General features: G+C 57.7%; 17 protein-coding genes and 1 tRNA gene. 11 read left to right on the top strand and 7 right to left on the bottom strand.

The genetic code is table 11. From position 1 onward, the window contains the following. The first annotated feature begins 103 nt into the window (after window positions 1-103). On the top strand, window positions 104-1,039 hold the full coding sequence (locus BLT38_RS19685; RefSeq protein WP_083346705.1) for a CHAD domain-containing protein: 936 nt from the start codon (window positions 104-106) through the stop codon (window positions 1,037-1,039). Window positions 1,040-1,082: 43 nt separating this feature from the next. Here BLT38_RS19685 and BLT38_RS19690 read toward each other — a convergent pair whose 3' ends face one another. Continuing rightward, window positions 1,083-1,931 carry a hypothetical protein gene (locus tag BLT38_RS19690; RefSeq protein WP_083346706.1) on the bottom strand — a complete coding sequence of 283 codons (849 nt, stop codon included), beginning with the start codon at window positions 1,929-1,931 and terminating at the stop codon, window positions 1,083-1,085. A 90-nt stretch (window positions 1,932-2,021) separates the two neighbouring features. On the opposite strand from BLT38_RS19690, the gene BLT38_RS19695 reads away from it, so the two are divergent. Together BLT38_RS19695 and BLT38_RS19700 are read left to right on the top strand one after the other, a co-directional pair. After that, window positions 2,022-3,254: a Gfo/Idh/MocA family protein gene (locus BLT38_RS19695; RefSeq protein ID WP_231966635.1), complete on the top strand. Its 1,233-nt coding sequence runs from the start codon at window positions 2,022-2,024 to the stop codon at window positions 3,252-3,254. Window positions 3,255-3,297: 43 nt separating this feature from the next. Then, window positions 3,298-4,149, top strand: coding sequence for a sugar phosphate isomerase/epimerase family protein (locus BLT38_RS19700; RefSeq protein WP_083346708.1), 852 nt, complete (start codon window positions 3,298-3,300; stop codon window positions 4,147-4,149). Between the two features lie 131 nt (window positions 4,150-4,280). On the opposite strand, the gene BLT38_RS19705 is transcribed toward BLT38_RS19700, so the two are convergent. Further along, entirely contained in the window at window positions 4,281-5,612 is a 1,332-nt protein-coding gene (locus tag BLT38_RS19705; protein WP_083346709.1) for a Gfo/Idh/MocA family protein, read from the bottom strand. 73 nt (window positions 5,613-5,685) lie between these two features. On the opposite strand from BLT38_RS19705, the gene BLT38_RS19710 reads away from it, so the two are divergent. Together BLT38_RS19710 and BLT38_RS19715 are read left to right on the top strand one after the other, a co-directional pair. After that, complete coding sequence (locus tag BLT38_RS19710; RefSeq protein ID WP_083347220.1) at window positions 5,686-6,237, top strand: regulatory protein RecX; 552 nt, start codon at window positions 5,686-5,688, stop codon at window positions 6,235-6,237. After that, a complete protein-coding gene (locus tag BLT38_RS19715) occupies window positions 6,182-7,135 on the top strand; it encodes a hypothetical protein (protein WP_231966636.1) in 954 nt (317 codons plus the stop codon). Before BLT38_RS19710 ends, BLT38_RS19715 begins: the two co-directional genes overlap by 56 nt. Here the strand turns inward: BLT38_RS19715 and BLT38_RS19720 are convergent. The 4 genes from BLT38_RS19720 to BLT38_RS20620 all read right to left on the bottom strand — a co-directional run bounded on the left by BLT38_RS19720 (window position 7,087) and on the right by BLT38_RS20620 (window position 11,413). Beyond that, window positions 7,087-8,271 (bottom strand): GGDEF domain-containing protein, encoded by a 1,185-nt coding sequence (locus BLT38_RS19720; protein WP_156785230.1) that lies wholly within the window; start codon window positions 8,269-8,271, stop codon window positions 7,087-7,089. The two genes, BLT38_RS19715 and BLT38_RS19720, sit on opposite strands and share 49 nt — an antisense overlap. 133 nt (window positions 8,272-8,404) lie before the next feature. Next, window positions 8,405-9,595: a GGDEF domain-containing protein gene (locus tag BLT38_RS19725; RefSeq protein ID WP_083346711.1), complete on the bottom strand. Its 1,191-nt coding sequence runs from the start codon at window positions 9,593-9,595 to the stop codon at window positions 8,405-8,407. A gap of 149 nt (window positions 9,596-9,744) precedes the next feature. Further along, window positions 9,745-11,220 (bottom strand): alpha-L-fucosidase, encoded by a 1,476-nt coding sequence (locus BLT38_RS19730; RefSeq protein WP_083347222.1) that lies wholly within the window; start codon window positions 11,218-11,220, stop codon window positions 9,745-9,747. A gap of 22 nt (window positions 11,221-11,242) precedes the next feature. Beyond that, window positions 11,243-11,413, bottom strand: a complete 171-nt coding sequence (locus tag BLT38_RS20620) for a hypothetical protein (protein ID WP_156785231.1) — start codon at window positions 11,411-11,413, stop codon at window positions 11,243-11,245. A 335-nt stretch (window positions 11,414-11,748) separates the two neighbouring features. Between BLT38_RS20620 and alaS the strand changes: the two genes are divergently transcribed. Beyond that, complete coding sequence (gene alaS, locus BLT38_RS19735; protein WP_083346712.1) at window positions 11,749-14,436, top strand: alanine--tRNA ligase; 2,688 nt, start codon at window positions 11,749-11,751, stop codon at window positions 14,434-14,436. Window positions 14,437-14,483: 47 nt separating this feature from the next. Beyond that, a complete protein-coding gene (locus BLT38_RS19740) occupies window positions 14,484-14,816 on the top strand; it encodes a YegP family protein (RefSeq protein ID WP_083346713.1) in 333 nt (110 codons plus the stop codon). Window positions 14,817-15,159: 343 nt separating this feature from the next. Here the strand turns inward: BLT38_RS19740 and BLT38_RS19745 are convergent, their stop codons facing one another. Beyond that, a complete protein-coding gene (locus BLT38_RS19745) occupies window positions 15,160-15,423 on the bottom strand; it encodes a hypothetical protein (RefSeq protein ID WP_083346714.1) in 264 nt (87 codons plus the stop codon). Between the two features lie 113 nt (window positions 15,424-15,536). On the opposite strand from BLT38_RS19745, the gene BLT38_RS19750 reads away from it, so the two are divergent. The 4 genes from BLT38_RS19750 to BLT38_RS19765 all read left to right on the top strand — a co-directional run bounded on the left by BLT38_RS19750 (window position 15,537) and on the right by BLT38_RS19765 (window position 20,233). Beyond that, complete coding sequence (locus BLT38_RS19750; protein WP_172838364.1) at window positions 15,537-16,199, top strand: hypothetical protein; 663 nt, start codon at window positions 15,537-15,539, stop codon at window positions 16,197-16,199. 124 nt (window positions 16,200-16,323) lie between these two features. Then, the gene (locus tag BLT38_RS19755) at window positions 16,324-18,657 is read left to right on the top strand and encodes an N-acetylmuramoyl-L-alanine amidase (protein ID WP_083346716.1); all 2,334 of its coding nucleotides are present in this window, start codon (window positions 16,324-16,326) and stop codon (window positions 18,655-18,657) included. Window positions 18,658-18,698: 41 nt separating this feature from the next. Then, window positions 18,699-19,838 (top strand): DUF6599 family protein, encoded by a 1,140-nt coding sequence (locus tag BLT38_RS19760; RefSeq protein WP_083346717.1) that lies wholly within the window; start codon window positions 18,699-18,701, stop codon window positions 19,836-19,838. A gap of 319 nt (window positions 19,839-20,157) precedes the next feature. Continuing rightward, a tRNA-Thr gene (locus BLT38_RS19765) sits at window positions 20,158-20,233 on the top strand. The last annotated feature ends 29 nt before the right edge of the window (window positions 20,234-20,262 follow it).

Below are 20,262 nucleotides of genomic sequence, written 5' to 3' on the forward strand. Positions count from 1 at the left end.
GTCCCCTTCGATGGCTAAGCCGCCGCGTTCGAGAGTCTTTGGACAGACAACGGGACAAGCGTAAGCAATACGCGTGTCCCGTGTTGTGCATCTCATAGTAACGATGCCGGTTGCCACTCGAACGAACGTTACACGCCTGCAGCCACTGCGGGCGTTGAAGGAACAGATTGTCGCACTGGATGCGGCAATGCTTGTTGCCATCACTTCAACTGAGGTGGGCGCAGTCCACAAACTGCGCACGACCACGCGTCGTGTGCAGGCACATCTCGAATTGCTTGAGCTGCTGGGGCACGGCAATCACCCGCTGCGTTTGCCGGAACATCACTCTCAAACACGCGCTGTAGCGCAGCGCTTGCGTCGCATTCGACGCGCTGCAGGCGCGGTGCGTGATCTGGATGTGCAAACCAGCATGATTGCGTTGGACGCGCCACAGAAAGCAGTGGTCCATAAGGGAAGCACCGGCGATGAGGTGCGCAAGCAGGCCAAAAAACTCCGCAAACATCTGGAGGCACAACGAGACGATGAAGCGAAGAAACTCGTCGCTGTGCTGAAAGACGAAGAGCAGGACTTGGCAGCATCGTTGCGCGATCTGGAACAAATGATCAAACCCGCAAATCGGCGAGGCATCACATCGTCCGCTCTGTTGGAGCACGCGGAAGAGTTCTTCGCGGCACAGGCAAAGCCTGCATTGGGGCAGCATCGCGCACGAAAAAACGAAGACCCTAATGAGAACTTGCAGCGGCGGCTGGAGCGGCTGGATGAAGATGCGCTTCATGCCATTCGCAAGGCAGCAAAGCTCTGTCGTTACATGGTGGAAGCGGCTCCACAAGGAACACCGGCGCGTGAGGCTGCGGCACGGTTTGAGTCAGTGCAAGAGGCGGGCGGTCACTGGCACGACTGGTTGCTACTGCAGCAACTGGCCACAGACTTTCACGGGCGCAACGCAGAGTTGGCGCACCGGTATGAGATCCACACGAACGCAGCATTGGCAGACTATCGTCTTCGGCTGTCGGAGCTGCTACCAAAGCTAACGGCGTAAATGTCGACTGACATTTACGCCGTGCGTTGCATCGCGGATAGCACTACTGCCTTGGCGGCTCACTCTGTTGTGGCTGTTTCTCAGGCTTGCTCTCGTTCGTAATGTCCTGTCCGTTGTAAATGATGCGTGCGGATGAACGATAACGACGGTAGTCGGTGTACTTCACCGTATTGCGCATGTGAATGTCGTTGGCCGGGCCGTCTTTGCTCGCGGCAAAGTGTACCGTGCCATCGGCGCGTGTGTAGGTGGGGAACCAGTTCACCGTATCCACCTGTTCGTAATACGTGGTGAAGGGAATGGAGAAGTGACCGTGCTTGATGTCGTCAGGCACGTTCTTGCCATTGATCATCACGATCTCAAGATCCTTCTGATCCACCCAGACGCGGCCTTCGAAAAAGCGATGCTTGAAGTCAGCGTTCTTTGGTGAAGCGTCAAAGACGTACGTGTCTAACTCATCCACCTTCTGTCTGCCAACGTACTTAACGTCATAGTTCGGAAGCTCTTCGGTGGTCAGAACAAGCGGAATACGTTTGGCCACGTCTTCCAAGTCGTAGGCGTCAAGGATGACGCGCTCCATCGTGTTCTGTGGAGCGAAGACGACTGTCTCGTTGCGCTTGCCATCTTTATCAAAGCCGATGTCCGTCACTTGGCGATACTCGCCATCGGGCTTGCCGTTGTCGTCATTGATGGTCTGCATGACGACAGACTGACGGAAGGTGTAGTTGTCGCGCGCCTTCACAAACTGCGACTCCTTCTTGCCCATTTCCGTGACGATCTGTTCCGGCGTCATGCCGGTGGGCTGTGAGGTGTCCAGTTTGCCCAGGCCGTTTTGTGCGCCTGCACTGGCCGCCACCAAGAATCCCGCCATTACACCTGCCAACACGTGCCGCATGCGTACGCTACTCCTCACCTTCGTATAGTTTGACGTGGACGGACCACTACTGGCGTACTTTGTTCTGCCGGTGTAACGTGGATACGTCTTTTGGCACGGTATCTGCCCTGGAGTGAATACAAAGTGAGTGCGAACGAGTCTGTCAATCGTCGTGAGTTTTTCCGTCGCGCGGGCGCAATGGGAATGTTGGGAGCGATGCCCGATGTAATGGCATTTGCAGAAGGCGGCCAGTCCAATGTGCAGCACGAAGTGGTTCCGAAACAAGAGGTTCCGGCTCCCACAGACACTATCAACTTCGCCGTTTGTGGCATGAGCCACGACCACATTTACGGAATGGTGGGCGCCATCATTCGCGGTGGCGGCAAGCTGGTGGCGTGGCACGGCACGGAGCCAAACAAGATTGCTCGCTTCGCCAAGGCGTTCCCCAACGCGAAACAGGCGCACAGCGAAGAAGAGATCCTGAACGACAAGAGCATTCACCTTGTGCTCAGCAGCACCATCGCGAACGAGCGCGCGCCGCTGGGCATCCGCGCCATGAAGGCAGGGAAGGATTTCCTCTCCGACAAGCCGGGCGCCACCTCGCTGGAGCAGGTCGAAGCCATCCGCAAGACGGTGAAGGAAACGGGCCGTATCTACGCCATCCTGTACAGCGAATTGCTCGAGGTCAAGGCCGCAGTCTACGCAGGCGAACTCATCAAGCAGGGCAAGATTGGCCGCGTCATTCAGACCATCAACATCGCGCCGCACCAGATCGTGCAGGGCTCCGGTAACGCGGGCAACGGGGGCGCTGATCCGCGTCCGGACTGGTTCTGGGTGCCGGAACAGTACGGCGGCATCCTCTGCGACATCGGCTCGCACCAGGTGGAACAGTTCCTCTATTACACGGGCTCCACATCGGCTGAGGTTGTCGAATCGCAGATCAGCAACATCGCTCACCCCGAACATCCCAAGTTCCAGGACTTCGGCGACATGGTGCTGCGTGGCGACAAGGGCTTCGGCTATGTGCGCCTCGATTGGTTCACACCGGACGCGCTGGGCACATGGGGCGACGGACGTCTCTTCATCCTCGGCACCAAGGGCTATATCGAAGTCCGCAAGTACACCAACGTTGGCGTCAGCAAGGCAGGCAACAACCTGTTCATGGTGAACGGCACAGAGCAGAAGTTCATCGATTGCAACAACGTCGATCTGCCGTTCGGTCGCCAGTTCGTTTCCGATGTGGTGCACCGCACGCACACTGCGCAGGACCAGTCGCAGGCACTGCTCGCTGCAGAACTGGTGGTCCGCGCGCAGAAGCAGGCGAAGTGGGTCAAGCTGGCCTAAAAAACTTTAGTTATTGGAACTTATTTCGTTAGGAGAATGAACCATGTCGCATAGTACGTTTACGCGCCGTAGCGCCCTGAAGGGGCTTGGACTTGCTGCAGCCGCGTCGGCAACACCGCGTTTCCTTTCGGCCATGGCACTCAAGCCTTCGCCCATCCGTCTGGGCATCGCCAGCTACACCTTCCGTGAGTTCAAGCAGCCGCAGCAGCTTGTGGACTTCATGCACCAGCTCAACCTGAAGAACATCAACCTCAAGGATTTCCATCTGCCCATGGGGCCGCTGGATGAGGTGAAGAAGAACGCAGACTGGTATCGCAGCCAGGGCCTCGTAATCACTGGCGGCGGCACCATCTACTTCCAGAAGGACGAAGACGAAGACATCAAGGCAAAGTTTGACTACGCCAAGGCTGCAGGCTTCCCCATCATCATCGGATCGCCGTCGCACGCCGCTCTGGAACGAGTCGCAAGCTTCGTGAAGAAGTACGACATCAAGCTCGCCATCCACAACCACGGTCCGGAAGACAAGGAATGGCCGTCGCCGCAGGACATTCTTGCGAAGATCGGCAACCTTGATAAGCGCGTAGGCTTCTGCGTCGACGTAGGCCACACCATGCGCGCAGGCAAGGACGTTCCCGAAACCATCAAGGAAGTCGGCTCGCGCCTGTACTGCATCCACATGAAGGATCTGGCGGAGAAGGACAAGAAGGAAAGCCAGGTTGCCGTCGGCGAAGGCATCATGCCGGTGAAGCAGATCTTCGAAACGCTGGTCAAAATCAAGTACCCCGGCTGCGTCGATCTCGAATACGAGATCAACGGCAAGGACCCCATGCCGGGCGTCACCAAGAGCATCGCAACAGAGCGCAAGGTGCTCGAAGAGATGGGTTACTCCGCGTAATCGAAGTATCCCCAAAGAAAGCACGGCCGCTGGCATAGACCAGCGGCCGTTGTGTTTTCAGAGAACAGTCCTGAGACAAGAGAAAGGCCTCGCCGAAGCGAGGCCTCTTTTGTAAAGCGATGCAATGAAGCTTAGACCGTCGGCTCCCAGCCCTTTTCGTAAGTGCGCTTACGCTTTGCCGTAGCTGCAGGATCGTTGACGAACTGGCCCGTAGCCGGATCCACCTTCAGTTCCTTCTTCAGGTCATACGCAACGTTGGCCATCAGCAGCGTGCCCACGGAGCGTGCTGCGTCTTCAATCGGCTGATCCTGCTTAGTGCTGCTGTCCTTGATGCAGTCGAGCCAGTTCTTGAAGTGGACATCCGTCATGCCGTCGCGGCCCACGGTATCCATGCTGCTGGTCGTGCCAGCCTTGGGCACCTTCCATTCCTTCACGGTCTTGCCCTTCAGGTCGTGGATCTCGTAACCATCGCGGTCAATGATGACGGTGCCTTCGGTTCCCACAACAGCGGTGCCGCGATCACGACCCCAGTACTTGAGGTGGTTGCAGCACAGGCACTCCCACTCAATCAGCTTGTTGTCGTACTCAAAGCTGGCGTTCAGGGTGTCATAGAATTCCCAATCGTCCTTGAAGTGGTAACGACCACCAGACACGGAAACGCGCTGCGGATACTTCACATCCAGGAACCAACGTGCCACGTCCAGTTCGTGCGTGCCGTTGTTCAATGCTTCGCCCGTACCCCACACGTGGAACCAGTGCCAGTTGTACGGATGGATGTTGTCCTTATAAGCCTGGCGTGGAGCTGGTCCCTGCCATAGGTCCCAATCAAGATTCGCCGGAACGGGAATGGGCTTGCCCACGCCAATGCTCTTACGCTCGTTGGTGTACCAGGTCTTGGCGTAGTAGGCGCGGCCAATCAGATTGCCGGCCTGCACCTGCTGAACCATGTCCCGTGTGTAGTCAGAGGAGTGCTGCTGGTTGCCCATCACCACCACCTTGCCGTACTTCTTCTGCGCGGCAATCAGCAGTTCGGTTTCGTGCAGGTTCTGGCTGCAGGGCTTCTCCACATAAACGTGCTTGCCCGCCTTCAGGCCGTAGATGGCCAGCGGCGTGTGCCAGTGGTCAGGCGTGGCAATGGTGATGGCGTCCACGTCCTTCTGCTCCAGCGTCTTGCGGAAATCTTTGTCGGCCTTGGGCGCAACGCCAAAATCCTTCTCGGTGGCGGCGGCATACTTGGCCAGGATCTTGGAGTCCACATCCACCACATGCGTGATGTTCACGGCGGACTGGTTTGCCTTCAGGCTGCTCAAGTGTGCATAGGCGCGGCTGTTCAGGCCAATCACCGCCACGTTGACGCGGTCGTTTGAGCCCAGAATGCGTGCATAGCTGTTAGCAGTGGTGGTAAAAGCAAGACCGGCGGCGGTAGCGGCGGCGTTGCGGGAAAATTCGCGGCGCGTCAGCATAATTTCTCCTTGAGGATGCCCATTCTATACACACAGCACCCCAATGGTCATACCACTTGCTAATCTTTCTTTCATGGCATTCGGTCGTCAACGCGTCTCACGCACACCGCTCGATCGCGATCAGTTGATGGAGTACGCACTGAAGTCGCTCGGCGCGCGCATGCAGAGCGTCCGTGACCTGCGCCGCAAACTTATTGACCGCGCAGAACCAGGGCCCTCTGGCGCAGAAGCCGTGGACTGGGTGCTGGCAAAGCTGCAGGAACTGCGCTATCTCTCCGACGATCGCTTCGCCGCAGACTTCACCCGGCTGCGGCAGGAGAATCGCAGCTTCGGCCGACGCCGCGTACAGCAGGATCTGCAGGCAAAGGGAATTGCATCGGAAGTGATTCAAACCACGCTGGATGAGGCCTACGAAGGTGTGGACGAGCAGGCTCTGGTGCGGCAGCACCTGGAACGCCGCCGCATCCCTCCGCCGACGGATGAAAAGAGTACCGCGCGCGTTCTGCGTCGGTTAACCGCGGCGGGGTTTTCGTCGAAGGCAATCTTTGCGGTGCTGCGGAGTCTGAAGAGTGGCGAGCAAGCTCTGGATCGCGCAGAAGCTGATGCTTCCGACGACCTCGCTTGAGGAGCATCCAAGCAAAGTAATGTTGCCTTCCACCATCATTGCCATCGATTGGTCCGGACGCGTGGACCCAGCCGGGCAGCGTCGCCATATCGTTGCCGCAACATGGCGCGCCGGCAAGGTGCGCGTGGAAAGCGGCAGAACCCGCGATGAGATTGCGGAATGGCTGATCGCACAGGCAAAGAAGGATCCTGCAATGGTCGTAGGATTCGACTTCTGCTTCAGCTTCCCGGCATGGTTCCTGCGCGAAGTGAATGTCACCAGCGCGCCCGCGTTCTGGCATGTGGTTGCCGAGCATGGCGAACGCTGGCTGTCGCGCGAGAACGAAGATCGCCGCTTCTGGGGTAAACCGCACAAGCGTCCAGCAGAGTTCAGCGGCGAGCAACTGCATCGCATGCTGCGTGCAACCGACATTGACTGCAAGCTGGCAGCGCACATCCCGGAAGAAGAACGAGCACTGCGCGTGAAAGGCATCACGCCCAAGTCGGTCTTTCAGATCGGTGGGTCTGGTTCGGTGGGCACGGCCTCACTGCGCGGCATGAAGACGTTGCAGCAACTGCATGAAGCTGGCTTCCGCATCTGGCCCTTTGACCGCCCAAAGGCAGGCGAGCCGCTGATAGTCGAGATGTATACCCGGCTGAATACCGGCCCTGTCCATAAATCGAATGCTGAGGCCAGAGCTGCGTATCTGGCGCGCAAACGAAAAGAAGACGCAGCGTATTCACAGTTGAGGTCGGCAGCCATTGCAAAAGCGAAGGCCAGCGAAGACGCGTTCGATGCGCTGATCTCCTGCATGGTGATGGCAGAACATCGGGAGCAGTTTTACAACTTAGGTAAGCCGCGCGATCCCGCCTATGCGTTGGAAGGATGGACGTGGGCGCCGCCGCCTTCCGGGCGGTGATCCTTCATGAGCATTGCGGCGTTCTTGCTGCGGGTGATCTGCTTCTCGCGGTAGAGAACAATGTCGCTGGCATGCAGAAGATCCTGCACGGTCATCTCATGGTGCGATGACGTGGCCACACCAACGCTCACCTGGATACGGAAAGGCGTGTCATCCACGGCATACAGCGTGCATCCGGCCACACCCTGCCGAATCTGGCTTGCAATCCATTCCGCGTTGTCCTCGCCGCATTCCGGTAGCAGAACAAAAAACTCATCGCCACCATGCCGGGTGATCACATCATCGGTTGGTCGCAGCATAGATTGCAGAACGCCAGCTACGGCGCGCAACGCGGCGTCACCCGCAGCGTGCCCCATGTTGTCGTTGATCTCTTTGAAGCGATCAATGTCCATCATCAGCGCAGAGCATGGCTTTTCCAGGCGAATGCACCGTTGCAACTCGCGATGTGCCACCACTTCCAACGCACGCCGATTCAGCAGGCCGGTCAAGGGATCGGTCATGGCAATGCGTTCCATCTCATGACGGGAGCGCAACGATTCCATGCCCAGAAAGCTGCCGCCCAGTCCCACAATGACGGTCATGCCCGCGTAAGCAAGCCAGCGCTGATGGAAGCTATCCGTAATAATGTCGCCGGTCCGTATAGCGAAGACAGCAACATGCAACAACAGAAAAACAGCCATGGCCATATTGGCCAGGCGTGTCGGACTATCCCTGCGGCGTAACAGGAACCAGACGTTCACTGCCTCCATCAACGGGATAGAAAAAACGGCCGGAGCACGGCGAATAGGCCAGTTCGGAACAACGATGTTGAGAAGTACGGTCGCCAGGAAGCAGCTTATGGTGATGCCAATCATCCACGGAAGCGTTCGGCGTACGCTCTGCCGTGTGGCGGAGCCTATCGCAACGTGCAGGATGTTGGGCGTCGCCACAAAGAGAACAATGCCAACCCAGTGAAGCGTGTTTGAGCTGGTGCTCAGGGCAATCAGTCCCAGGCCGCCGCAGAAACACGTTGCTGCAATCCAGTACGCGGAGCGGTCTGTCTTTTCAGTTTGAATGGCACGGTACAGCATCGCCACTGCAAAGCCTGTGGACAGTAGCAACAAACCGTACATCCGGTAGATCAGCAGATTTTCCATGAAAAAAGACAGACCAGGGAGAAGAAGAAAGTGGGAACAAATACCGCAGCACAACCAAATCTATCTTCCGGTTCGTAATGGAAGAGTGTCAATTGTTTGTTTGTGTTACCTTCATCCGCCGAAAGTCGTGAAGTTAGGCGTTATAGGGCTGAACGCGCCGCGGGCCGGGGACAGCCACAGGCTGGGGCTTCATGTCGGCAGAGGATTCTGAGCGCAAGGCCTGCTTTTCCCGATAGAGCATCACATCGCTGCCATGCAGCAGCTCCTCCAGCGTCGCGTTTTGCCCACTCAGGGTGATGCAGCCAATGCTGGTGGTGATCGTGAAGACCACTTCGCTCATCGTCTTCAGCCGCAGGGACTCGATAGCCGCTTTAAGCCGCATGACCACTTCAGTAGCCTGGGCTTCGCTGCAGTCCGGCAGCAGAACAAAAAACTCATCGCCGCCCAGACGGGTGGCCAGATCGGTTACCCGCAGCGTCTTTTGCAGCGTCTGCGCCACAGCGCACAGGGAAGCATCTCCCGCTGCGTGCCCCAACCCATCGTTGATCTGCTTGAACTTGTCCACGTCCATCATCAACGCAGAGCATGGCAGGTCGCGGCGACGGATGCGTTCCAACTCCCGTGCCCCAAACACATCCAAAGCGCGCCGATTGAACAGTCCCGTCAGTGGATCGGTCATGGCCGACCGCTCCAGCTCCGCATGCATCCTCAGATTGCCAATCCACAGGTAGCTAAGCGCCAGCCCGGCAATGGTGATGATGCCGCTCCAGGAGAACCACGCATCCGGAATCTGATACTTCCAGGCCAACGCCACGCGAACGAAATTGGGCAATGACTGCATGGCGAAACAGACAATGATCGCGGTCACTGCCGGACGGATCACTTCGTCTTTGTTTCGCAGGAGAAGGTCAATGCAGGCCAGATACATGACTGCAAGAATCGGCACCGCCTCAACCGTTCTCAGCACCACGTTCGGCTGCCACCACGTGTAGTAGGCGTAGTTCATCACTGTCGCTGCATTCAGCAGCAGCAACCACACCAGATAATCGCGCTTCTGACCGGTAGTCTTCGCAATCGCCCGGTTCGCCAGCGGTCCAAACATCAGGAACAGTGCGTTCCCGAACAGGATGCTGATCACATCCGAGATCATCCCGCGATACGCCTGCAGCCCAAGCCCCAGTCCCGCGCAGAAATACGCTGCCGCAAACCAAACGGAGCCCTTATCGCGGCGGTTTCTGGATTGGAAGTATGAGGACGCAAGAATGACGCCGCCCAAAAAGATGAGCAGGCCGGCCTGCACCGTGAATAACGTCCGTCGGTCCATGCGTTCGAAAGCGGCATGACACTGTCGTTACGAAGCGCGGGAACGCCGCCCCGAATGCAGACAGGCAGAGCGCCCAGTGTAGCACTTCAGTACAGTTCAATTCGCCGCAATTCCGTACATCCTTCCGGTAGCTTCAGTCCACGGAAGTGCTAATCCCGATTCAGGAAACAGCCCCACTCACTCAGAGCGACGGGTGCCGCACCACGGATGCTTAGCCGGATTTCATTTGCGTGGATTGGCGCCTCCAAGCGCACGATGCGGCAGTTGCCAATGGCTTCTCCGGAAGCCACACGCACCCAAGGGCCACTGCCGTCACGCACCTCCAGAACGAACTCCCTAACGCGCTGCCCCAGCGAGATTTCTTCACGCAGACGGAACAGGTTCAACTCAGTCCGAGCAGCGAACTGTGCCGTAACGGTCGCCTCTGTCTTGCCATCAGGAACGCTCCAGAACGTATCCGGATTACCATCCACCAGCTTCGCAGGCGAATAACCCGCTGAACGCACATCCGACGCCGTCAGCTGCGCCCCGCGCAGCAAATTGGTGGCAAACATCTTCTGTACCCGCGCAGCAAACGCGTACAGAACATCGGCGTCCGCATCCGCAATCAACCCACGAGTGTCCGGCGGAATATTCAACAGCAAACCCGCTCCATGCCCCACAGACTTCTCATAAATGTTCAACAGCGCTTCAACCGACTTCGGCTTTTCCTCCGGGTGATAGAACCAACCCTTGCGGATCGACACGTCGCACTCCGCCGGAATCCATTCCTTGCCGTCAGCAGAACCCGCGCCCGAGAGCTTCGTGTCCACATCGCCAGGAACAGCAGTAGCGTCATGATGCTCACTCAGCAGGGTCACCGTGTTCCAGCAGTTCTCAGCAGCAATGCCGCGTTCGTTACCCACCCAGCGAATATCCGGCCCAGCATCGCTGAAGATCACCGCACCGGGCTGCAGCTTGCGCACCAGCGCCCAGGTGTTCGTCCAGTCGTAATAGGTGTGCTTGTCGATGGTCCGCTTCTCGCGCGCACCACCGTAGAAGCCATCGCCACCATTCGCGCCGTCGAACCACACTTCAAAGATCGGCCCATAGTGCGTCAGCAGTTCTGTGATCTGTTGCCGATACGTCGTGATGTACTCCGGCTTGCCATAGTTGGCATTGTTCCGATCCCAAGGCGAAACATACACACCAAACTTCAGCCCATGCTTCTTCGCCGCAGCCGAGATGTCGCGGACAATGTCGCCCTTACCGCCCTGAAACTTGCTCTTACTAATGTTGTGATCGGTTGATTTCGTAGGCCACAGGCAGAAGCCGTCATGGTGCTTGCAGGTCAGAATCACACCCTTAATACCGCCCTGCTTCAGCGTCAGCACAATACTGTCCGCATTGAACTCGGTCGGGTTAAAGATGTTGGGATCCTCATCCCCCAACCCCCACTCACGCCCGGTAAAGGTGTTCACAGTGAAGTGTAGGAAAGCAGTAGTCCCCATACGCTGCCAGCTGAGTTGCCGCAGCGAAGGCGTCGGGCCAAACTTGGCAGGCGCACCTGTGCCTTTGGTCTGCGCTGCGGCTGTTATGCCGGTTGCCAATGCACTGCCTACAAACGTCCGACGTGAAAGTTTCATGGCTCCCATCGTATGACAGCGGCTAGAAGATGCCGAGGAAGCGCTTGCGAATCTTCTTGCCTGCCGGGTCTGCGCTTGTATAGAGAGGAAGCGTTGTCGCCGTAATGGAATAGTGCAGTGGCGTGATCGTAGTTCGCTTGATATCCGCACCCAGCATGTCTCCGTGAAAATCTGGGGGAATCTGCTCTCGCATGGCAAGATTACTGAGAGCAGGCAGGTGCGGCTTCCTCCATACTCGTTCGCCTGAAGTCCCTTCACAAACGACAGAACGTTTTCGCGCAACATCTCTGGCCCACGCCAAACTTCTGCCGTTTCAACCATTCCGTCTTTGGCAAATTCCACCCGTACGATGACCAGACCGGTGACGTGGGCGGCGCGAGCGATTGGCGGATAAGTGATCGTAGTGGTCTCTTTCACACCGCTAACGCCGCAGGGCGGCACCTGCGCAAGAAGGTTCGCACCGCCGCAAAGCAGCATTGCACCGAGACAGACTTGCGCGGGCATACTCACTGCTAGACTTTATAGGTCATGCAATACCGTTCCGGAAGCCAGATTCGCGAAGATTTTCTGCGGTTTTTTGAGGGCAAGGGCCATCGCCGCATCCACTCGTCGTCGCTCGTGCCGCACAACGACCCCACGCTGCTCTTTGCCAACGCGGGTATGAACCAGTTCAAGGACGTCTTCCTTGGCTCGGACGTGCGCACTTATTCGCGCGCCACCACCTCGCAGAAGTGCGTCCGCGCGGGCGGCAAGCATAACGACTTGGAAAACGTCGGCTTCACGCGTCGCCATCACACCTTCTTTGAAATGCTGGGCAACTTCAGCTTCGGCGACTACTTCAAGAAAGACGCCATCGCCTTCGCGTGGGAACTGCTCACCTCGCCCGACTGGTTCGGCATCGACAAGGACAAGCTCTACGTCACCATCTTCGAAGGCGACGCGCAGACCCCGCGCGACGACGAAGCGGAGCAGTTCTGGATCGAAGCGGGCGTGCCGAAGAGCCGCATCTATGAACTGGGCGCGAAGGACAACTTCTGGCAGATGGGCGAAACCGGCCCCTGCGGCCCCTGCTCTGAGATCTATTACGACCTCGGCCTCGCAGCCAGCGAAACCGGCGAAGACAAGCCCTTCGGCGAAGACGACCAGCGCTACATGGAGATCTGGAACCTCGTCTTCATGCAGTTCGACCGTCACATCACACCGGGAGGCCTCCCGGAACTCACGCCGCTGCCAAAGCCCTCCATTGATACGGGCATGGGCCTCGAGCGTATCTCCTGCGTTCTGCAGGGCAAGCTCTCCAACTATCAGAGCGATCTGTTTGTTCCGTTGATCGATGCTGCGATTCGTCTGACTGGCTTCTCTGCGATGAACGCGGAGGAAGGGTCTGTCAGCGATGCAAAGGGCGCGGCCTCACTTCGCATCATCGCAGACCACGCACGCGCAGCAACGTTCCTCATCGCCGATGGCATTCAGCCTGCGAACGAAGGCCGCGGTTATGTGCTGCGCAAAATCCTTCGTCGCGGCATCCGTCACGGACGTCTGCTCGGTCAGGATCAGCCCTTCATGCACGAGATGGTGCACGCCGTCGTCGCCGAGATGAAGGTTGCCTATCCCGAGCTGCTGGATGCGGAAGATCGCGTAGCGAAGACGGTTCTACAGGAAGAGCAGCAGTTCGCACGCACACTGCAGCTTGGCCTCGCACGCATGACCAATGAAGTTTTGCAGGATGGCGCGCAGGCATTCTCGCTGTACGAAACCTTCGGCATGCCGCTGGACTTCATGACCGATGCCGCACGTGACGCGGGCATCGAGTTCGATATGGTCGGCTTCGAGCGCGCCAAGGAAGAAGAGCAAAAGCGCGCCCGTGCCTCATGGAAGGGCGGCTCGCAGAAGACCGCCTCCCCTGCCTTCGCATCGCTCGATAAGACAGACTTCGTCGGTTACACCGGCCTCCGCGCCGATAGCGCAGAAGTCATCGCGCTTGTGAAAGATGGCGTCGGCGTACAGGTTCTTCAGCCCGGCGATACAGGCGAGGTAGTTCTCGACCGCACATCCTTCTACGCAGACAGCGGTGGTCAGGTGGGCGACACCGGCTGGCTCTTCCCAACCGATCACACCTCCACCATCGCGGAAGTGCACGGCTGCACCAAGCCCGTTGCGGGTGTCTTCGCGCACAAGGTCACGGTCAAGCGCCCCATCGCTGTGGGCGACAAGGTCGATGCAGTGGTCGATGGTGCAGAACGCACCGCCACCACCCGCAACCACACCGGCACCCACTTGATTCAGGCTGCATTGCGAGAGGTGCTGGGCACGCACGTGAAGCAGGCCGGATCGCTCAACAATCGCAATCGTCTTCGCTTTGACTTCTCGCACTTCGCCCAGGTGGCGGACGAAGAGTTGCAGGAGATTGAAGACATCGTGAACCAGCAGGTGCTCGCGAACACCAAGGTGGAAACCTTTGTAGACGTTCCCATCGACGTCGCGATCAATGAGTACAAGGCGACTGCGCTCTTCGGTGAAAAGTACGGTGACAAGGTACGCGTCGTTAAGATCGGCGACTTCTCCACCGAACTCTGCGGCGGTACGCACACCCTCGCCACCGGCGAAATCGGTTTGTTGAAGCTCACCGGCGAATCGTCGGTAAGCAGCGGCATCCGTCGTGTGGAAGCCATCACCGGAACCGGTTCGTTGTCTGAGTTCCGCAAGGGCTTCGCTCTGGCGAAGATGGCGTCAACGCTCGTCGGCGCAAACGATCCCGAAGGCTTCCAGGCAAAGCTCTCCGCTCAGGAAGAAGAGTTGAAGAAGCTTCGCCGCGAACTCGATCAGGCGCGCATGAAGTCGGCTTCGGCATCCACGGAGAACGCCGCGGAATCTGCGGTCGAAGTGAAGGGCATCAAGGTGCTCGCGCAGAAGGTCAGCGGCCTCGACCGCAACCAGATGCGTACGCTCGTTGACACACTGCGCACGCGCCTCGGCTCCGGTGTCGTCGTCCTCGGCGCAGCCACAGAAGATGGCAAGGTTGCACTGATCGCTGGCGTAACCAAGGACCTCACAGGCAAGGTGCAGGCAGGCAAGGTCGTCGGCGCAGTCGCAGCCAAAGTTGGCGGCAAGGGCGGCGGACGTCCAGACCTCGCAGAAGCAGGCGGCACCGACCCATCGCAGCTTGATGCGGCGTTGGCCTCCGTGCCGGATACCGTAGGGGGCCTCATCGCTTAAGTGTTCCCTCTGTAACAGGGGAGCGGTATCGTATCGGCGGAGGTTTTATGGCAGGCAAGTTTGTTCTGAAACCAACATCGTCCGGCGGCTACCGCTTCAACCTGAAGGCAGGTAACGGCGAAACCATCCTCACGAGCCAGAACTACTCATCCAAAGAAGGCGCCCAACACGGCATTGAGTCCGTAAGGGAAAATGCTCCCAACGATGAACGTTATGACCGCCTGACGAACAAGGCCGGTGAGCCGTATTTCAATCTGAAGGCGGCTAACGGGCAGATTATCGGAAACAGCGAGGGCTACAGTTCCACCTCAGCGCGTGACCACGGCATCGAGTCTGTAAAGACCAACGCTCCCGCGGCAACAGTGGCGGAAGAGAACTAAGCGCGCTGGGTGCGTTCGCATGACAGACCTCGCCATCCGGCGAGGCGAGGCCGAAGTCTGTCAAGCCCTGGAATCATTCAACTAAAACAAAATAAAGGAAATAGAGTTGGCGTGATATTTCCGCCAAACCTCTAAAATAGAGATAGAGCAAAAGAGCAGGGCCGCAGCGATGCGGCCCTAACTCGTTTAGAAAGACGATTTTGCCACTAACCTCAATGGATAGACGATTTTACAGCCGCTAAAAACCTAACCCCAATAGAAAGAAGATTTTAGAAAAACAGGGGGGGAGGGGGGTACCCCTGCGATACCAAATCCACAAATCGCAGATTCCCGTTGCTGTGGCCTAAAAGCAGCGCGCCGAAAACGCACGGCAACTGCAAGCGTTCTTGTCAGCGCAGCAGCCATCCGCAAACTCTTCCGGTCGAAGTTCCACATGGCAGACAGAGCAAAGCGATACATGCTTGTGCAGAACCGCATCGTGCATCTTGTGGCCCACATCGGTGATCTTGTGCCCGGCATTGTGCATACCGTGCTTCAGCGCGGACATCACATCGTGCAGCGAAGTGTGGTGCGGATTGTGTGTTCCATGAATGTTGGTGTCGGGCATCTCACTGCCTCCCAGGCCTTAGCCTCAACGCCTATGTTGTATTCCCACCGCAATAGTTTTGGCTACTGGTTTGTGATAGCGCACGGTTGCGGTGTGCGGCAAGCGTCACTACAGTGGAAGCCATGCTGGATGTCCACCCTCCCCACACACCCGCACACGGCGTAGGCGATTTCTTTCTGCACCTGTTCACCATCACCGTAGGCTTGCTGATCGCCGTCGGAATTGAGGGAATGGTGACACGCCACGAGCACAAGAAGCTAGCCGAAGAAGCGCGCGAGACGTTGACGGCGGAAATCCGCCACAACATGGCAAATACAGATGACGCGGTGCGCGACATCGCCGCCCAGCAAGACCGTATGAAGAAGAACCTGGACACGCTGGAGAAGATCCAGACCGCCCCGAAAGGAGCGGCCGCGGACAACGCCGATATCAATGCCGCCTACGGTTCCACTGGTCTGGAGAAGACAGCCTGGCGCACCGCCCAGGCCACCGGAGCCCTAAGCTACATGCCCTACGAAGAAGCCCAGCGCTTCAGCGGCATCTATGACGAGGTTGATAACTTCGAGACCGCGCAGAAAGCCCTCATCGAGGATGAGGCACAATTCTTCGGCGCACTCGCCAGCCATCCCATCGTGAACGGCCACATCACCAAAGAGGGTGCCGACGCCATGGCCGAACGCTTCGGATTTGGCAGGGCCACCTTCTCAACCTGCACATCGCCGCCCGCGTATTGCAGGAACATGAACGTGCCTTTTTGGAACATCGCGCGCCGTTGAACCATATGTCAGAAAAGATAGGGAATTAGCGCGCAAGCGTCGGTCTGAGACGGTAATCACGGAAGCTACCCCGTTGGCTTTCGTCCCCAAAACAGCCGGGTGACCTCGATACACTGAAGCCGGTTTGGCTTCTCTAGCTCCATCCCGAAGCGCACGATGCGTTGTCGCTGCGGCTCTGCTGTTGCCGTTGGCGTTGAGTGCGGTTGCGCAAAGACCGCGGACGTCTTCCGCTGCATCATCTACTAGGAAGAAGGCTGTCGAGCAGACGCCGTGGCAGATTGCCGAGGCAGCGCGAGAACAGTTGATGGCGATTCCGCCGGAGCAGCGCACACGCGACGACTACACGACGGTGATGGACGCGTACCGGCTGATCTATCACGGCAATCCCGCGGACGTGCATTCGCCGGAGTCCATCTACAACGTGGGCCTGCTACTCGCTGACCAGGCCATGACGCTGCACGAGCCAAAGATGCTCACCGCGGCGATTGGGCAGTTTGAGTTCCTGCGGACACAGTATCCGCGATCCAGTTTCCGCATCCTGGCATTGCTGGAAGAAGCACATGTTGCCGCGAATGATCTGCATGATGTGAAGCTGGCGAGGACCAAGTATTCGGCGTTTGTGGAGGAGTATCCACAGTCGTCCCATATCGATGAGGCACAAGCGGCGCTGAAGAGCCTGAAGGCAGGTGTTTTGCCAGCCTCTCCGGATACAGCGCAGGCGAGCGTTAAGCCTCAGGTAGTTGCAGCACCGAAGGGATCACTCCCGCGACTGCCGGAAGGAAGCGCGTCCGCATCCAACGGCGTCCCGGCCTCAACGGTTCCACATGAGATCCGCGAGGCTGTGAACGCAGCTGCCTCACAGTCATCCACGTTGCCCGCACTGAAGCCGACAGCGCGCATGCAGGAAGTGGAAGACGCATCGGCGAATGTACCAACGCATACTCGCAACGGTTTGGCGACAGTCTCGGCCATCCGCCACTGGTCTACCCCGACCTACACCCGCGTAGCCATCGATCTTGGCGACGAGGTGCAGTATGAAGCGGCACGTGTGCCAAATCCGGATCGCATCTTCTTCGATCTGCATGGAACGCGGCTGGCGCAGGAGTTGAGCGGCAAGGCGTTCAGCGTAACTGACGATGGCTTCCTGAAGAAGATCCGTGTGGCGCAGTACTCGAATGATGTCGTGCGCGTTGTGCTGGACGTAAATGATGTGACGGAGTATTCGGCGTTTCTGCTGCCGAATCCATATCGACTCATCATCGATATCCATGGTGGTGCTAAGAGCTCCAGTTCGTCCGTTCCGCTTCCTGCAACTACGACAGCTCCTCAGAACGACAAGCTACATGGAGACGATCTGCTGCATGCGCCGACGGTTACACAGAGTGCAGCGAACAACGCAAATCGCGCGACGGGTATATCGTCTTCTGGAGTTTCGTTGCCTCCCGCTCCCGTGCCTGCAGATACCGCTGCAGTTCCAAGCACGGTTGCGACACGTAGCAGCGGCCGCGATGTGGCCAGTCTGAGTAAGGCTCCCGATACGCAGAAGGCGACGTTGCTGCCGACGAGCAAACCGATTGCCGTTGTTGCGGATACGCGCACTGGCGACATTCCTGTGCCGACGCACAAGAACGGCAAGCGGAACGAGAAGGCCGTGGAAGCGGCGGAGCCAGGGCAGGCAGCAGCACCAACAGCTGATGGAGCACGCACCTTGCAACGTGCGTTGGGATTGAAGATCAATCGCATCGTGATTGATGCAGGTCATGGTGGACACGACAGCGGAACACTTGGCGTGGGCGGCATCATGGAGAAGGACGTTGTCCTCGATGTCGCGCTGAAGCTGGGCAAACTGCTGCAGGACAAGCTGGGTGCGCAGGTGATCTACACGCGCAGCGATGACACGTTCATCCCGTTGGAGACGCGCACTGCAATTGCGAATAAGGCGGAAGCGGACTTGTTCCTGAGCATTCATGCGAACAGTTCGCAGGACGAAACAGCGCGTGGTGTGGAGACGTACTACCTAAACTTCACCTCGCAGCCGGACGCGTTGGATGTTGCGGCTCGCGAAAACGCGGTCAGCGATCAATCCGTACATCAACTTGCGGATTTGGTGAAGAAGATCACGCTCAAAGACAAGCTGGATGAGTCGCGCGAGTTTGCTGCGGATGTCGATAAGTCTCTCTTTGAGGGATTGCACCGTGGCAACGAAGGATTGAAGGATCGTGGCGTTAAGAAAGCTCCATTTGTGGTGCTGATTGGAGCGAATATGCCGTCGATCCTGACGGAGATTAGTTTCGTGACGAACCCTCGTGATGCCTCGCAGTTACGGACGCCCGAGTATCGCGAACGCATCGCGGAGTCGATCTATAAAGGTGTGGCTCGGTATACCAGCGGTTTAAGCAGCGGTTCCGTGCCGACACGGGTTGCCAAGACCTCTACGCCCGATCCTCGCGGGCAGTAGCCGCTCTCCTTTGGGCGATGGTGGTAGTCTCACTTTGAGTGATGCTGCGTACTGCCCATTTCGCGCTTGTTTCCGCTCTGTTGGTTTCCTCTGCCGTAGCGCAGACGCCAGCAGCTTCTACGACGGTTTCTGTTCCGCCTGCACCCTTGTTGGCTGATCACTTTGGCCCATGGCAGGCTTCCGCTCCAGCCACGGTCAATGACATTCATCTGCCGGATGATGTGGCAAAGGAACTGATCGTTAAGCGATCGGACGCGAAGATCTATGAAGCCGAAGGAAACAAGGCTGCGGTTTCTGCGGTGGAACTTGCCGATGCCACAGGCGCTTACAGCGCGTTTACGTATTTGCGCACGGCAGAGATGCATCCATGCTCAACGGGAAACAGTCTGGGCGTAGACTGCGCAGTGTCCTCAGGACGGTTGTTGTTCTGGCAGGGCGATACGGTAGTGATCGTTGCACCAGCAGGGCTGAAGGGCATTGCCGCAGGTTCGTTCACGGATCTGGTGGGTACTCTTCCGAAGCCAAATGGCGCGAAGGCTGCGCATCCGTTGCTACCGGGCAAACTGCCTACAGATGGTCTGGAGAAGACCAGCCTGCGCTATGCCGTGGGACAGAACACATACACCGCTGGTGGTGGCGCGATTCCTGCTGAGGTGTTGGACTTTAGCAAGTCTCCTGAAATTCTTACTGCGCACTATCGTTCGTCGAAGAGCGGTACAGGATTGCTGACACTCATCTTCTATCCCACGCCAACGATTGCAGGTGATCGTATGCGTGCGATCCAGCAAGCGATTTCAGATAAGAAGATGCCTGCGTCGTTCCTTGCAGGCGATCCGCAGATTGCGCGATCGGGACCGATCGTTGCGATCGCTTCCAGTGGATTTACTGCGAAGGAAGCAGCGAAGCTGGTGGGTGGCGTGAAGTACCAGGCGCAGATTGCATGGGACAAGCCCGAAGGCTACATGGAGCAGTTCAAAGTTTCTGCTGCAGCCAGTGTGTTGGTACAGATCATGATCTTCGTTTTCGTGATGTGTGGCGCTGCCCTTGCGTTGGGTATTGTGTTCGGCGGAGGTCGCGCTGCCTTCCGTATATCGCGTGGTAAATCGGCTTCGTCGCTGGCAGATATGGAAGTCATCAGCCTGGGATTGCGTGGCAAGCCGGAACACAAAATCCAGTCCTAACAGCGCGTTTCTCATACGCTTCCGCACGGATGAATAAAAGAGAACAAAAAGCGAAATTATTCGCTTACGTTGTAACAGAATCTCTCCATTAAGATTCGTATTTTCAGTTAGATGCGATTCTCCTTGACACCGCCTGAAGCGGAGCCATAGACTTTCGCCAGAAAGTTCAGATGGCTTTGCCTCCGTCCGGACTATTCTCCCTGAGAAAAAGCCGCCCGCTTCGCAGGCGGCTTTTTCGTGCACGATTTTGGAGTGTGGAAACGCTGCTTTCAGCGCGATTTGGCACACACGGCAACCCACGATAGAATCACTAAGGAACGCCGACGTAGCTCAGTTGGTAGAGCAGCTGATTCGTAATCAGCAGGTCAACGGTTCAAGTCCGTTCGTCGGCTCCATACGCGTTCCATCCCCCTCTCCAAAATCA

The sequence above is a fragment of the Terriglobus roseus genome (assembly GCF_900102185.1).
In the GTDB taxonomy this organism is placed as follows: Bacteria; Acidobacteriota; Terriglobia; order Terriglobales; family Acidobacteriaceae; genus Terriglobus; species Terriglobus roseus_A.